Below are 13081 nucleotides of genomic sequence, written 5' to 3'. Positions count from 1 at the left end.
AACCGGGAGTGGTTCCGCAGCCGGGCAGAGGCAAAAGTGCTGATTGAAAGATGGCGTCAGTTCTACAACGAGCGCAGGCCGCATAGCGCACATCAGTACCAACCTCCAGCTACGGTCCGTCGAGCCTGGCTGGAATCGAATATGATCGACAACCGACTCACTGCCTGACTGGCTACAAATTACCGACGCAGGTCACCCTCATCACCGGCCCGGATGCCTGACTGTTCATTGACACTCGCAAAGTCCCCTTCGACCCGACTGAGGCTGGTGAAGGTGGTGCATCGGGCCGATGCCTGGGCAGCCAGGGATTGCAGACGCTGATCGCGCATGTGCAGAACGCCATCATCGAGCGCGGCTTCACTACTACGCGCGTACTGGCACAAGCGCAGGATCTGAGCGCAGGCAAGCTGATACTGACGGTAATACCGGGCCGGTTAAACAAGGTGCGCATGGCTGAAGGGGCGGATGCGCGCGGCACTACCTTGAATGCCTTGCCGCTCTCCGAGGGGGACCTGCTCAATCTGCGTGATATCGAACATGGTCTGGAGAACCTCAAGCGTGTGCCCACGGCAGAGGCGGACATTCAGATCTCGCCTTCCGAGAGCGCGGACGCGCAAGCAGGCGACAGCGATCTGGTGGTGCAGTATAGACAGGCATTACCCCTGCGCCTTGCGGCCTCGCTGGATGATGGCGGCGCAAGGGCCACCGGCCGCTATCAGGCGGGCGCAACGATCTTCTACGACAACTGGTGGACGCTCAATGATCTTTTCTACGTCAGTCTGAACCGCAGCCTGGGGCGCTATGGTGACCGCGGCAGCAGGGGGCATACGGTGCATTACTCGCTGCCGTTCGGCTACTGGCTACTGTCGGCCACCAGTACCACCAGCTTGTATCACCAGACCGTGGCCGGTGCCTTCGAACCGGTAATCTATACCGGCCATGCAGAGAACAGCGAGCTCAAGCTGTCCCGACTGGTGCAGCGCGGTGCGGCCAGCAAGACCACAGTGGCTGGCAAGCTATTGCTGCGCCGCTCTTTTAATTTCATCGACGGGATCCCCCTGGAGCCTCAGCAACATCGCATGTCGGCCTGGGAGATCGGTGTGCACCACCGCAACTTCATCGGTGCGGCAGTCGCTGACATCAACCTGAGCCATCGTCGCGCCCTGGATCGCCAGGGCAAGCAAAGCGAAGATCCGCTGGATCTGCCTCAGATCGCCACCCGCTATGGTCTATGGCTGGCAGACGCTGCCTTGAACGCTCCCTGGCAGTTGGGATCGGCGCGACTCCGTTACAGCGGGAGCGCGCGCGCCCAATGGAACCGCGGCATATTGCCCACGCAGGACCAGTTCGCCATCGGTGGACGCTATTCGGTACGCGGCTTTGATGGCGAACTGACGCTGCAAGCCGAACGTGGCTGGTTCCTGCGCAACGAGGTCGCGCTGGCGTTGGGAGAGAGTGGGCAGGAAATGTACACCGGCATCGATACCGGCGCGGTATCGGGGCCGCTGGCGCAAAACCTGATCGGTCGCCGCCTGAGCGGTGCCGTGTTGGGCTTACGTGGGCAGGTCGCCGGGCTGGCATTTGATCTTTTCGCGGCCACACCGCTGGTCAAGCCGGAAGGCTTCCCGACGGCGATGTTGACCGGTGGTTTCAACCTGCAGTGGTCATACTGACCAGCTGACACCCGGCAAGCAGAATGGCGCGGGGCTGCCTTGAGCAGCCACCGCGCCATTGTTTATTCCTTATTGCGATTGCTCACAGCTCACTGCTGACGATAACGACGCAATCCGCGTACCGGCAACTTGTCGGCCTCGATCAGCGCCTTCTTCAAGGCGCGTTTGTGCAGCACAGCGCCGGCGATCAGTGCGACGGCAGCCAGGACGATGATGAGGACGTTGACCAGATCGAAGTTTTGCATGATTCCCCCCTGCGACAATTGACGGCTGATGAAACTCGGGCATGGCCCTTCCGGCTGAGCCGGACCCGCAACACGCCCCCGGTGGCGCCTGCTTGGCCTGTTTTACGCCAGGCTTGTGGAAAACATAGCACATGGTCGGGATAAGACAGTAAATCATATAAATAATTTCCTGAAATTTCCCATTCGCGCAACAAAAAGCACGATCGTTATATTTTTTCGACTTTTATCCTATAATCGTCCGACAAAAGCGGCCTTGTGCCTTGATATAACGACAACCAACGAGAGACGACCATGCCACCAGCCCCTGCTTACCCCAAAGCATTGCAAGATCTGCGCCTGCCCATCATCTGCTCGCCCATGTTCATCGCCAGTGGTCCCGCGCTGGTAGCGGCCCAGTGCAAGGCCGGGCTGGTCGGTTCGTTTCCCGCACTCAACGCCCGTCCGGCCGAGCAACTCGATGTCTGGCTGACCCAGCTGCAGGAAGAACTGGCGCAGTGGCAGGCGCAGCACCCGGAACGCAAGGTCGGTCCGATTGCGGTGAACCAGATCGTGCACCAGTCCAATGACCGTCTGGCCCAGGACGTGGCCACCTGCGTCAAGCATCAGGTCCCTATCATCATCTCCAGCCTGCGCGCACCTCCGCAGGAGATGCTCGATGCCGTGCACAGCTATGGCGGCATCGTGCTGCATGACGTGATTTCCCTGCGCCATGCCGAAAAGGCGCTGGAAGCCGGAGTCGATGGCCTGATCCTGGTGGCCGCCGGCGCTGGCGGGCATGCCGGGACGCTGTCGCCCTTTGCGCTGGTGGGCGAGGTGCGCAAGATGTTCAAGGGACCGCTGGTGCTGTCGGGTGCCATTGCCACGGGCGACGCCGTGCTGGCCGCGCAGGCCATGGGCGCCGACTTCGCCTACATGGGATCGCGCTGGCTGGCCACGCGCGAATCGAATGTCGATGAGGCCTATCGCCAGGCCATCGTCGACTCCTCAGCGGCCGATGTGGTGTACACCAACCTCTTCACGGGTGTGCACGGCAACTATCTCAAGAAGTCCATCGTCAACGCCGGGCTGGACCCGGACAACCTGCCCGAGGCCGACAAGACCAAGATGAACTTCGGCTCCGGCGGCGGCAGCAAGGCCAAGGCCTGGCGCGATATCTGGGGCGCCGGCCAGGGCGTGGGGCTGATGGACGACGTGCCTGGTGTGGCCGAGATGGTAGATCGGCTGGAGGCCGAATATCACGCCGCACGTACGCGACTGGCGCTGTAAGAACCTGCAACGCGACGTCGTGGTGGTTCAAGACAAGGCGGATGGGTGACCCCATCCGCCTTTCCCTTTTTGTGCAAGCCTGCACCAGCGCGGGGGAACGCGCCCAGTCCTGGCGCATCGAATGAACGAGTTCATCGCCCTGCCGCGCCCTTCCGGCGCGGGCTGTACGAATCCTCTGTCGGACAAATTCCTATTTTGCATCCTGCTTTGTAACTGGCGGCACTTCTTGTGCGAGGCCCGGTCGTATTTGTTCGCTTCCTGCATGCGCAAGGTAGCCGATGAGCTTGTAAGCCACTGTGCTCAAGCTCCTTGGTGCCGGCCCTGCGGCAAAAGAAGAGTCAACCATTTGATGCGAGGACCCCAACATGACCAGCTTCCTGAGAACCAGAAAAGATCGTCATCCCAAACACGACAAACCCCGACTGCCCCATGAGCAGGACCAGAATGCAGACCGTCAGGACCCGGCGCGTAGCGGCCATGCGGTAGACCGCCCGGAAATCCGCCAGGCCTACGACGATATCCGCAAGGGCCAGGTCGATACCGACCTGCGCGGCACCGGCGGTCTTGACGAAGTCAACAAGGGTGCGGGCGGCCGGGCAGCCGGCGCTCCGCGCAAGGAGCCCGACGAAGGTTGAGCAGGCGGGACGAAGTGCGGGCGCAATGCCCGCATCTCGCGCATCTCGCGCATCCGGGCGGGAGCGGGATTTCGGGACTTGGGGATTTGGAACTTAAGGACCTACAGACCCGAACGCGTAATCCAGTCCGAGAGGATGGCAAACAATTCCTGCGGCTTTTCCATCGGCGTCATGTGACCGCTATCGCCGATGATCTCCAGGCGCGATTGCGGTATCCGTCGCGCCATCTCTTCCGATTCCTCCACGCTGCGCAACCTGTCTTCGTCACTGCTGACGATGAGGACCGGGCACTGCAACTGTTGCAGTTCTTCCGCATTGCTGTCGCGCAGGGTCTGCAGCTGACGCAGGAAGACCTCCTTGCCGTTGGCCAGTGCCATGGACTGCAGCCGGTCCAGCAACGTGCGATCGGTGCTCCGTGCCGGATGCAGGGACGACGCCAGCGCCCGCGAGGTCAGGCCCTTGAAGGGCGTACGCTGGGCCATGTCGAGCTGGGCCAGCGTGCCTTGCGATTCACGCTCGGTCTGCGGGCGTGAAGAGGTGTTGAGCAGCCCCAACCCCAGCACACGCTCAGGCGCCTTCAGGGCAATTGCCTGGGCCACGAAGCCACCCATGGAAAACCCCAGCAGCACGAAGCGCTCCGGCGCCTGACGCAGGACCGCATCGGCCATGGCCTGGATGCCGATATCCTGGCCGAGGTCGCCAAAGGTCAGGGACCCCAGCGTGGCGAGATCGTCCTGCATGTCGTCCCACAGGTGTTCATTGAGCATGAAGCCCGGCAGCAGGACCAGGTTGCGCATCGTGATATTCCTTGCATCCGTTGTTTCAAGAGAGGCGCTATTGTAGGCGCCCGCGCCATCTACTGCAGCCACAGCGCGCGTCGGCTGGAGCCGGCCATGGCCAGGCACAGCACGCCCAGCAGCGCCAGCGCCGCCTGCAGACCCCAGCCATGCGCCAGGAAGCCGAACACCGGCGGTCCGATCAGGCTGCCGCTGTAGCCCAGCGTGGCCACCGCCGCCAGTGCCGTCGAGCCATGTCGGCCAGCAGCACTGAAGACGAAGGGAAACACCGCCGCCACGCCGGTGCCGGCAATGGCAAACCCCAGGATGGCCACGGCCATGCCGGGCGCGACCACCGCCAGCGCGATGCCGACACTGGCGACCAATGTGCCGACCCACACCACGCTGCGCGCGTCGTAGCGGGCCTTGAGACTGTCACCGACCATGCGCATGATCAGCATCATGCCGGCGAAGGCGGCGTAGGCCAGCGGCGTGGCCCCATCGCTGGCGCCGATGTGGTCCTTCATGTAGATGCCACTCCAGTCGGCCACCGAACCCTCGACGATGGCCCCGCAAAAAGCGATCACCCCCAGCACCACCAGATGGCCATGCGGTACCGCGAAGAGCTTGCGCTGCGGGTCGTGTTCCGGGCGGTCGTCGGGCAGGGCCACATAGGCCGCGTACAGGGGATAGAGGAACAGCGCCGCCACCAGCAGGAAATGCCACACCGGTGCGATGCCCAGCCCCGCCACCGCACTGGCAATCAGCGCGCCCGAGAAGGTCCCCACACAGAACCAGCCGTGCAGCATCGACATGATGGGCCGCCCGGCATCGCGTTCGGCCTGCGCACCCAGCGCGTTGATGGCGACGTCGAAGCAACTGGAGGCTGCGCCGTACAGGGTGCAGATCAGCATCAGGCTCGCCAGCCCCGGCGCCAGGCCCAGCAGCGGCAGCGACACCAGCAACGCCAGGCCGGCGTAGAGGGTGCTGTGGCGCGCGCCGTAGTGCCCGGTGATCCAGGCCGCCAGCGGGAACGAACCGACCGCGCCGATCCCGCCGCACAACAGCACCAGCGCCAGCGTGGCCGCGTCCAGCTGCAGATGATCCCGGATGGCGGGAATGCGTGCGGCCCAGGTGGCAAAGACGATTCCCAGCAGCAGGAAAAACAGGGGAATGGCAAACTTGCGCCAGATCAGGCGCGAAGGAGAAGCAGGACGAGAAGGGGACGGCTTGGTTGTCATCGATAAGTCAGGAATGTAAACTGCGCAAAAATCATTTCTTTCCTGAAATGAGTTTCAGTATTGCAAACCGCTATTATCCGACAACCGGGAAAGCGCATCGTCATGCGCTGTCGGACACCGCGGTGCAGGGCCACCCCCAGGGTGGCCATTCAGAAGCCAACGGACCTGCCAGCTTGCAAGAAGGGCGCATGCCGCCTTGCAGATCACGGATCGAACCGCACTCTGAGCGACCGACGCTGCCGGCGGCTGCAATCTCGCAGGGACAGGAATGCCAGTTTCAGAACCGAACAAGATCTATCAGGAAGTCATCGATGCATTGATCGCCATGCATCGGCTCACTGACGGCTATACGCCCAATCACGAGGACCAGACCGCCGAGCTGGCGGTCATGATCGGGCGGCATCTGCGCCTGCCCGCCGAGCGCATCGACGTGCTGCACATGGCGGCCCAGGTGCACGACATCGGCAAGGCCAGGATACCGCTGGAACTGCTCACCAAGCCGGGCCGCATCACGGCCGACGAATATGGCGTGCTCAAGACCCACGTGCAATTCGGCTACGAGATGCTCAACAAGATCAGCTTCCCCTTCAACCTGGCCGAGATCGTCTGGTGCCACCATGAATACCTCGACGGCAGCGGCTATCCGCGTGGCATCAGCGGCGACTCCCTGCCCTTCGAATCGCGCATCCTGACCGTTGCCGACATCGTCGAATCGATGTCGGCCGACCGCCCCTACCGCAAGTCGCTGGGCATGGCCGTGGCGCTGGAAGAAATCGAGCGCCAGCGTGGCAGCCGCCTGGACCCGGTGGTGGTGGATGCCTGTCTGCACGTGGTACAGGAACACAACTGGCGCCCCATCGCCAACTGAACCAACGCCTCCGCCCACCTCAGCGCATATCTCCCTGCTGCATCGGCTACACTGGGCACCATAACAAGACCGCCCGGAGACGCCATCCCATGACCAGCCACGCTGCGCATGCGCCCTCGCCCTTCATCCTGCGCCACCCCATCCTGACTGCCCTGGCCCTGTCGCTTGGCACCGCCGTGGCACTGGGCCTGGCGCGCTTTTCCTACGCCCTGCTGCTGGCGCCGATGCGTGCCGACCTCGGCTGGCCTTATCTGGTGGCCGGCGGCATGAATACCGGAAATGCCCTGGGCTACCTGCTGGGGGCACTGCTGACACCCATGCTGATGCGCCGCTACCAGGCACATCGGGTGCTTATCGCAGGCGCCTTCGGAACGGCGCTGCTGTCCTTCCTGCCGGCCCTGACCACGGACACGCTGCTGCAACTGCTGCTGCGGATGGTCACCGGCGTGACCAGTGCGCTCATCTTCGTCTCGGGGGGATTGCTGGTCAGCCGCCTGGCGGCGCTGCATGCACAACGTGCGGGCCTGCTGCTGGGGCTCTACTACGGTGGCACCGGCATCGGTATCGTCGCCGCCTCATTGCTGGTGCCGCCCGTGATGGACGCCGCCCTGGCGCAGGGCGCGGCCCATCCCTGGCAATGGGCGTGGATACTGCTGGGCCTGCTGGCACTGGTGGCCAGCATCGTCATGGCCTTGCCGGCAGCACTGATGCCGACCAGCCCGGCGCAGGCGGCCGGCCCCAGTCGTTGGCGGGCGCGCTCCCTGCAGTATGGGCTGGTCGGCTATCTCTTTTTCGGGCTCGGCTATATCGGCTACATGACCTTCGTGATCGCCCTGCTCAAGGAAGAAGGCATGGCACCGGCGCGCATCACGCTCTTCTTTGCGCTGCTGGGCGCAGCCACCTTTGCCTCCTCGCGCATCTGGGCGCGCATGCTGGACCGCTTCCGTGGCGGGCAGTCGCTGGCCATCCTCAACAGCCTGCTGTGCGTGGCCACGCTGCTGCCGGCCACGACCGACGCGACGGTGGCAGTGTTCGCCTCCGGCCTGCTCTTCGGGGGATGTTTTCTCTCTGCGGTGGCCTCGACCACGGCCATGGTGCGCCACAACCTGCCGTCCTCGGACTGGCCGGCCGGCATCAGCGCCTTCACCATCGTCTTCGCGGTCGGACAGATCATCGGTCCGTCCATCGTCGGCTGGATCGCCGATGGTGCCGGCGGGCTGCAACGCGGACTGGTGTTTTCCGCACTGATGCTGCTGGCCGGGTCCCTGGTGGCATGGCGCCAGCGGCCGCTCAGCTAAGGCTTGGGGACGGCGGACCGGCCGCCGTTCACCGTCGGACTTACTGTTGCCCCAGATGGCGCCCCAGTGCCTCCACCAGCGTGGCGCAATCCGCATCGGTACCGATGGTGATGCGCAGGAACTGCTTGATGCGCTCGGTCTTGAAGTGACGCACGATGATGCCGTCGCTGCGCAGCGCCGCCGCCAGGGCGGCCGCGTCATGTTGTGGATGACGCGCGAAGACGAAGTTGGCCGCCGACGGCAGGACCTGGAAACCCAGGCCTTCGAGCTGCGCCACCAGGGCGGTGCGGCTGGCGATGACCATGCCGCAGGTCTTCTGGAAGTAGTCCTCGTCCTCGATGGCGGCGGTGGCGCCGGCAATCGCCGGACGATCCAGCGGATAGGAGTTGAAGCTGTTCTTGACCCGTTCCAGTGCATCGATCAGGTCGGCGTGGCCGATGGCAAAACCGACCCGCATGCCAGCCAGCGCGCGCGACTTGGAGAAGGTCTGTACCACCAGCAGGTTGGGATAGCGCTGCACCAGCGGGATGGCGCTCTGGCCGCCGAAATCGATATAGGCCTCATCAACCACCACCACCCGCTCCGGATTGCCCTGCAGGATGCGCTCGATCTGGTCCAGTCCCAGCAGGCAGCCGGTGGGCGCGTTCGGGTTGGGGAAGATGATGCCGCCGATGGCCTCGCCCTGGCCGATGTAGTCGTCGGCGCGCAGCGTGAAATCCTCGGCCAGCGGCACGGCGCGATACTCGACCTGGTACAGGCCGGCATAGGTCGGATAGAAGCTGTAGGTGATGTCCGGGAACAGGATCGGCTTGCCATGCTGCAGCAGGGCCTGGAAGGCATGCGCCAGCACTTCGTCGGAGCCGTTGCCCACGAACACCTCGCGCGCGCTGATGCCGTCGGCGGCATGGCGGCGGGCGATGGCCAGCTTGAGCGGCTCGGCATCCGGATTGGGATACAGGCGCAGGCTGTCGCTGACTTCACGGGCGATGGCCTGCAGCGCCAGCGGCGACGGGCCATACGGGCTCTCGTTGGTATTGAGCTTGACCAGGCGCGCGATCTTGGGTTGTTCGCCGGGGGTGTAGGGCGTCAGGCGGCTGACGATGGGGCTCCAGAACTTGCTCATGAGAAATCGGCCCGCAGCGGGCCACACAGAATTGAGGGAAAGCGCAGATGGTAGCAAACTTGCCGCCGGGCGGCGGACTGCACCTCGGAAATCTCAGAAATAGGGCCGGTAGCGCGGCTTGCGCGCCTCATCCTGGCGCGACGGTACGACCTGCACGGGCGTGCTGCTGAGCAGCGAGATGGCGCGGCGGGCAATCTCCGGCGGCAACCCGATGGCTTCCTGGCAAGCCCGCTGCAGCGCCGCCAGCGAGGCAAATCCGGCCGCCGCAGGCGGTGCGCCTGCATCATCCATGCGCGCCAGCCCGGCCAGGACCCAGGCCACGCGCTGCTCGCGCACCAGGCTGCGCAGCGATTCCCCTTCGGCAAAAAGCAGGGCGCGCAAGCGCGCCGGGCTCATCTGCCAATCACGGGCAATGCCCTCGGCACGCCAGTCGGCCGCAGGTTGCGCGAAGATCGCGGCGGCCAGGCGACGTGCATGGGGCTTGCTGGCATCGGCCGCGCTTTCCATGTCGGCTGGGGATTGCGTCTCCAGCGCCAGCGACCAGACGGCCGGACGCATGCCCTGCGCCATCATGCGGGGATGGGCCAGGCAGGAGAAGCGCACGAAGGACGGGACGGTGAAGCTCTCGCCCTCCCTCAGTTCGATAGTGACATTGCCGCTCCTGAGCGTGGCTGCGCCCTTCCACACCCGCACACGCGCCGGCGCGGCGAAACGCAGTTCGCGCAATTGCAGGTGATGGTGGGTGACGATGGCCATGGGAATTCAGTTGCGGGAAGGTCGACCGATGGTATGCCAGGCCTGGCCGCCAGACTGTCGTTGCGGTGACAGGCTGCGCCGCCTCATAGCGAGGCCATGCCGAAGGCGCGCAGGCCATCGAGGTCGACCACGCGGATGCTCTGGTAGGAAATCTCTACCAGCCCCAGTTCGGCCAGGTGGCGCATGGCCTGGTTCACGCGCTGGCGTGACAGACCGGTCAGGAGGCCGATCTCTTCCTGCGACAGTTCCAGCACCTTGGAGGTACGTGGATACAGCATGGGATGGAACAGTTGCGCAATCGCCTGTGCCACGCGGGCATCCACATCCAGCAGACGCTCGTTCTGCACGGTGGCGATGAACTGGCCCATGCGTTCGTTGAGCTGGCCGATCACGAAGGCATTGAAGGGCAGGCTCTCGGCCATCAGGCGATGGAAGGTATCAGCCGGTACCAGCAGGATCTGCGAGGCGCGGATGGCGATGACGTCATAGCGGCGCGGCTCGCGCTTGATCACGCTGCCCTCGCCGCACCACCCGCCCTCGGGCACACCAGATAGCGTGCTGCTGCGGCCGTCGATGTTGTAGACCGCCAGCTTGATGAGACCCTCATGCACGCCGATCCAGTAATCGGAGCGCTCGCCCCGCCGGGCCACGAAGGCATCGGCGGCAAAGCGCGACAATTGCGTGGTCGCGGCCGCCAGCGCACGATGTTCGGCCGACAGGGCGGCGAACCAGTCGTATTGCTGCAGAAGCTGCGCCATCTTGCTGCTCATGAGGGGCTTGGGGGAAAGAGGAAAACGCCGGACATTGTCGCATGTCAGCCTTGTCGTCGTGATGACAAAGCGCAAGCCGGCTTCAGTGCTACCCTAGAGAACTGATCTGCGGCTGATAAAAAATGCACAAGGCCGCCGCCCCACCATCCCCGCCGCTAGGAGACAGACATGGCAGATTTCGACACCGGCCTCGGCCGCAACACCGCCAATTACGCGGCCCTCACCCCCATCGATTTCATCGCGCGTGCCGCCGCCGTCTATGGCAAGCGCACCGCCATCATCCACGGCGCACTGCGCCAGGACTGGGACCAGACCTACCGCCGCACGCGCCGACTGGCCAGCGCCCTGCAAGGCCTGGGCGTGGGCAAGAACGACACCGTGGCAGCCATGCTGCCCAATACCCCGGCGATGGTGGAGGCGCACTTCGGCGTACCGATGGCCGGCGCCGTGCTCAACGCGCTCAACATCCGGCTCGACGCCGAATCCATCGTCTTCATGCTGCGCCATGGAGAAGCACGGGTACTGCTGATCGACAGCGAATTCGCCGCACTGGCACAGCAGTTGCGCACGCAATTGCCAGCCCTGAAGATCGTCGAAGTCTTTGATGAACTGGGCCCGCCACCGGTGGCGGGTGAACGCTTCGGCCACCTGGAGTACGAAGCCCTGCTGGCCAGCGGTGACGAACAGTTTGACTGGCAGATGCCGGCCGACGAATGGGATGCGATTGCCCTGAACTACACCTCCGGCACCACTGGCGACCCCAAGGGGGTGGTCTATCACCATCGTGGCGCGGCCTTGAATGCGGTGTCCAACATCCTCGAATGGGACCTGCCCAAGCACCCGGTCTACCTGTGGACGCTGCCGATGTTCCATTGCAATGGCTGGTGCTTCCCGTGGACGGTCGCCGCACGCGCGGGCGTGAACGTCTGCCTGCGCAAGTTCGATCCCAAACTGGTGTTCGACCTGATCGCCGAACATGGCATCACCCACTACTGCGCCGCGCCCATCGTCCATGCGGCGCTGGCCAATGCGCCCGAGGGCTGGCGCGCCGGCATCCGCGGTCCGGTCAAGGCGATGGTGGCCGGGGCACCGCCGCCAGCGGCCGTGCTGGCCAAGATGGAGGCCATGCAGTTCGAACTGACCCACGTCTATGGCCTGACCGAGGTCTACGGGCCGGCGGCGGTCTGCGCCGAGCAGGATGACTGGAGCGGCCTGTCGGTGGACCAGCGGGCGGTGTTGAAGTCGCGCCAGGGTGTGCGCTACCACCTGCAGAGTGGCGTGACGGTGCTCTCGCCGGACACCATGGAAGCAGTGGCCGCCGATGGCGAAGAGATCGGCGAGATCATGTTCCGCGGCAACATCTGCATGAAGGGCTATCTCAAGAACGACAAGGCCACGCAGGAAGCCTTCGCCGGCGGCTGGTTCCACACCGGCGACCTGGGCGTAATGAATGCCGACGGTTACATCAAGATCAAGGACCGCAGCAAGGACATCATCATCTCCGGGGGCGAGAACATCTCCAGCGTGGAAGTGGAAGACGTGCTCTACCGTCACCCGGCCGTACTGGCGGCTGCCGTGGTGGCACAGCCGGACGAGAAATGGGGCGAGACCCCCTGCGCCTTTGTCGAACTGAAGGAAGGTGCCGACATCGGCGCGGCCGAACTGGCTGAGTTCTGCCGTGGCCACCTGGCCGGCTTCAAGGTGCCCAAGGCGATTTACTTCGGGCCGTTGCCCAAGACCTCTACCGGCAAGATCCAGAAGTTCGAACTGCGCAAGCGGATGAAGTCGGACAGCGCCATCAACGTCTGAGGCGCGTCGGCACCTTCACTGAGGCTTGCATCAGGCCTTGCGCACGGCGATGTGGTACAGGCCCCACGGGCATTGGCCGAAGCGCTCCGGCAAGGGGCGCGCGGTCATCTCCGGGAAGCTGTCGGCATCATAGACGGCCCACAGCGGACCGAGCCCGCCCAGTGGAATCGGCTTGCCATCCAGGTGGGTGGCGACGATGAAGCGGTACTTGGCAATATCGGCTGCGGACACCAGCACCGCATAGCCATCCACGGCGCGCAGGGCGCAGTTCTGCAGCGCGGCGGGGGCGCCACAGACGCGCAGCACCTCCGACAACAAGGGACCGCGCAGGCTATGGCGACGGCGGTCGTATTCCAGCGTAGGGTGGATTTCCACCGAAGGCAGGGCCGACAGGGCGGCAAAGTCGAAGGTATAGGCCTTGTCGAAACTCAGTTTCTGCTTGGCCATCATCTGATCCAGCGCCGGATCAAGGGCGCCGCGATTGCTGTTGCCGATGTCGCCGGTGACGGTCAGCAACACCGGCCCGGACCCACCGGCCTTCTTGTCCGCAGCCAGCGCCGGCAGGGCGGCCGGTGCGGCCAGCAGGGTGGCGCCCAGGCGCATGAACTGGCGTTTTTGCAT

The 13081-nt window shown here is 64.4% G+C and carries 14 protein-coding genes; 7 read left to right on the top strand and 7 right to left on the bottom strand.

Annotated features, from left to right (window positions below; genetic code table 11):
* On the top strand, positions 1-168 hold a 168-nt coding region (locus tag BTM36_RS17585; protein WP_083747989.1), incomplete at its 5' end, for an integrase core domain-containing protein.
* Between the two features lie 53 nt (positions 169-221).
* Positions 222-1673 carry a ShlB/FhaC/HecB family hemolysin secretion/activation protein gene (locus BTM36_RS17580; RefSeq protein ID WP_077237303.1) on the top strand — a complete coding sequence of 484 codons (1452 nt, stop codon included), beginning with the start codon at positions 222-224 and terminating at the stop codon, positions 1671-1673.
* Between the two features lie 89 nt (positions 1674-1762).
* Here BTM36_RS17580 and BTM36_RS28385 read toward each other — a convergent pair whose 3' ends face one another.
* Complete coding sequence (locus BTM36_RS28385; protein WP_166757989.1) at positions 1763-1918, bottom strand: hypothetical protein; 156 nt, start codon at positions 1916-1918, stop codon at positions 1763-1765.
* A 291-nt stretch (positions 1919-2209) separates the two neighbouring features.
* Between BTM36_RS28385 and BTM36_RS17575 the strand changes: the two genes are divergently transcribed.
* Positions 2210-3184 (top strand): nitronate monooxygenase family protein, encoded by a 975-nt coding sequence (locus BTM36_RS17575; RefSeq protein WP_077237302.1) that lies wholly within the window; start codon positions 2210-2212, stop codon positions 3182-3184.
* Positions 3185-3549: 365 nt separating this feature from the next.
* Positions 3550-3819 carry a hypothetical protein gene (locus BTM36_RS17570; RefSeq protein ID WP_077237301.1) on the top strand — a complete coding sequence of 90 codons (270 nt, stop codon included), beginning with the start codon at positions 3550-3552 and terminating at the stop codon, positions 3817-3819.
* A 101-nt stretch (positions 3820-3920) separates the two neighbouring features.
* On the opposite strand, the gene BTM36_RS17565 is transcribed toward BTM36_RS17570, so the two are convergent.
* Together BTM36_RS17565 and BTM36_RS17560 are read right to left on the bottom strand one after the other, a co-directional pair.
* The gene (locus BTM36_RS17565) at positions 3921-4616 is read right to left on the bottom strand and encodes an alpha/beta fold hydrolase (RefSeq protein ID WP_077237300.1); all 696 of its coding nucleotides are present in this window, start codon (positions 4614-4616) and stop codon (positions 3921-3923) included.
* A 59-nt stretch (positions 4617-4675) separates the two neighbouring features.
* Positions 4676-5836: an MFS transporter gene (locus tag BTM36_RS17560; RefSeq protein WP_077237299.1), complete on the bottom strand. Its 1161-nt coding sequence runs from the start codon at positions 5834-5836 to the stop codon at positions 4676-4678.
* Positions 5837-6104: 268 nt separating this feature from the next.
* On the opposite strand from BTM36_RS17560, the gene BTM36_RS17555 reads away from it, so the two are divergent.
* Complete coding sequence (locus BTM36_RS17555; RefSeq protein ID WP_077237298.1) at positions 6105-6704, top strand: HD-GYP domain-containing protein; 600 nt, start codon at positions 6105-6107, stop codon at positions 6702-6704.
* Between the two features lie 89 nt (positions 6705-6793).
* Positions 6794-8002 carry a YbfB/YjiJ family MFS transporter gene (locus tag BTM36_RS17550; protein ID WP_077237297.1) on the top strand — a complete coding sequence of 403 codons (1209 nt, stop codon included), beginning with the start codon at positions 6794-6796 and terminating at the stop codon, positions 8000-8002.
* Between the two features lie 40 nt (positions 8003-8042).
* On the opposite strand, the gene hisC is transcribed toward BTM36_RS17550, so the two are convergent.
* From hisC to BTM36_RS17535, 3 genes are all read right to left on the bottom strand, one after another.
* Complete coding sequence (gene hisC, locus BTM36_RS17545; protein ID WP_006464603.1) at positions 8043-9125, bottom strand: histidinol-phosphate transaminase; 1083 nt, start codon at positions 9123-9125, stop codon at positions 8043-8045.
* 93 nt (positions 9126-9218) lie between these two features.
* Positions 9219-9881 (bottom strand): hypothetical protein, encoded by a 663-nt coding sequence (locus BTM36_RS17540; protein WP_077237296.1) that lies wholly within the window; start codon positions 9879-9881, stop codon positions 9219-9221.
* 83 nt (positions 9882-9964) lie between these two features.
* Positions 9965-10639 carry a Crp/Fnr family transcriptional regulator gene (locus BTM36_RS17535; RefSeq protein ID WP_077237306.1) on the bottom strand — a complete coding sequence of 225 codons (675 nt, stop codon included), beginning with the start codon at positions 10637-10639 and terminating at the stop codon, positions 9965-9967.
* 180 nt (positions 10640-10819) lie between these two features.
* On the opposite strand from BTM36_RS17535, the gene BTM36_RS17530 reads away from it, so the two are divergent.
* Positions 10820-12460: an acyl-CoA synthetase gene (locus BTM36_RS17530; RefSeq protein WP_077237295.1), complete on the top strand. Its 1641-nt coding sequence runs from the start codon at positions 10820-10822 to the stop codon at positions 12458-12460.
* Positions 12461-12490: 30 nt separating this feature from the next.
* On the opposite strand, the gene BTM36_RS17525 is transcribed toward BTM36_RS17530, so the two are convergent.
* The gene (locus tag BTM36_RS17525) at positions 12491-13081 is read right to left on the bottom strand and encodes a hypothetical protein (protein WP_006464608.1); all 591 of its coding nucleotides are present in this window, start codon (positions 13079-13081) and stop codon (positions 12491-12493) included.

This window comes from Herbaspirillum sp. VT-16-41 (assembly GCF_001994935.1).
Lineage (GTDB): Bacteria > Pseudomonadota > Gammaproteobacteria > Burkholderiales > Burkholderiaceae_D > Herbaspirillum > Herbaspirillum frisingense.
The sequence above is the reverse complement of the archived record's forward strand: the minus strand, read 5'-3'. Positions and strand labels throughout refer to the sequence as shown.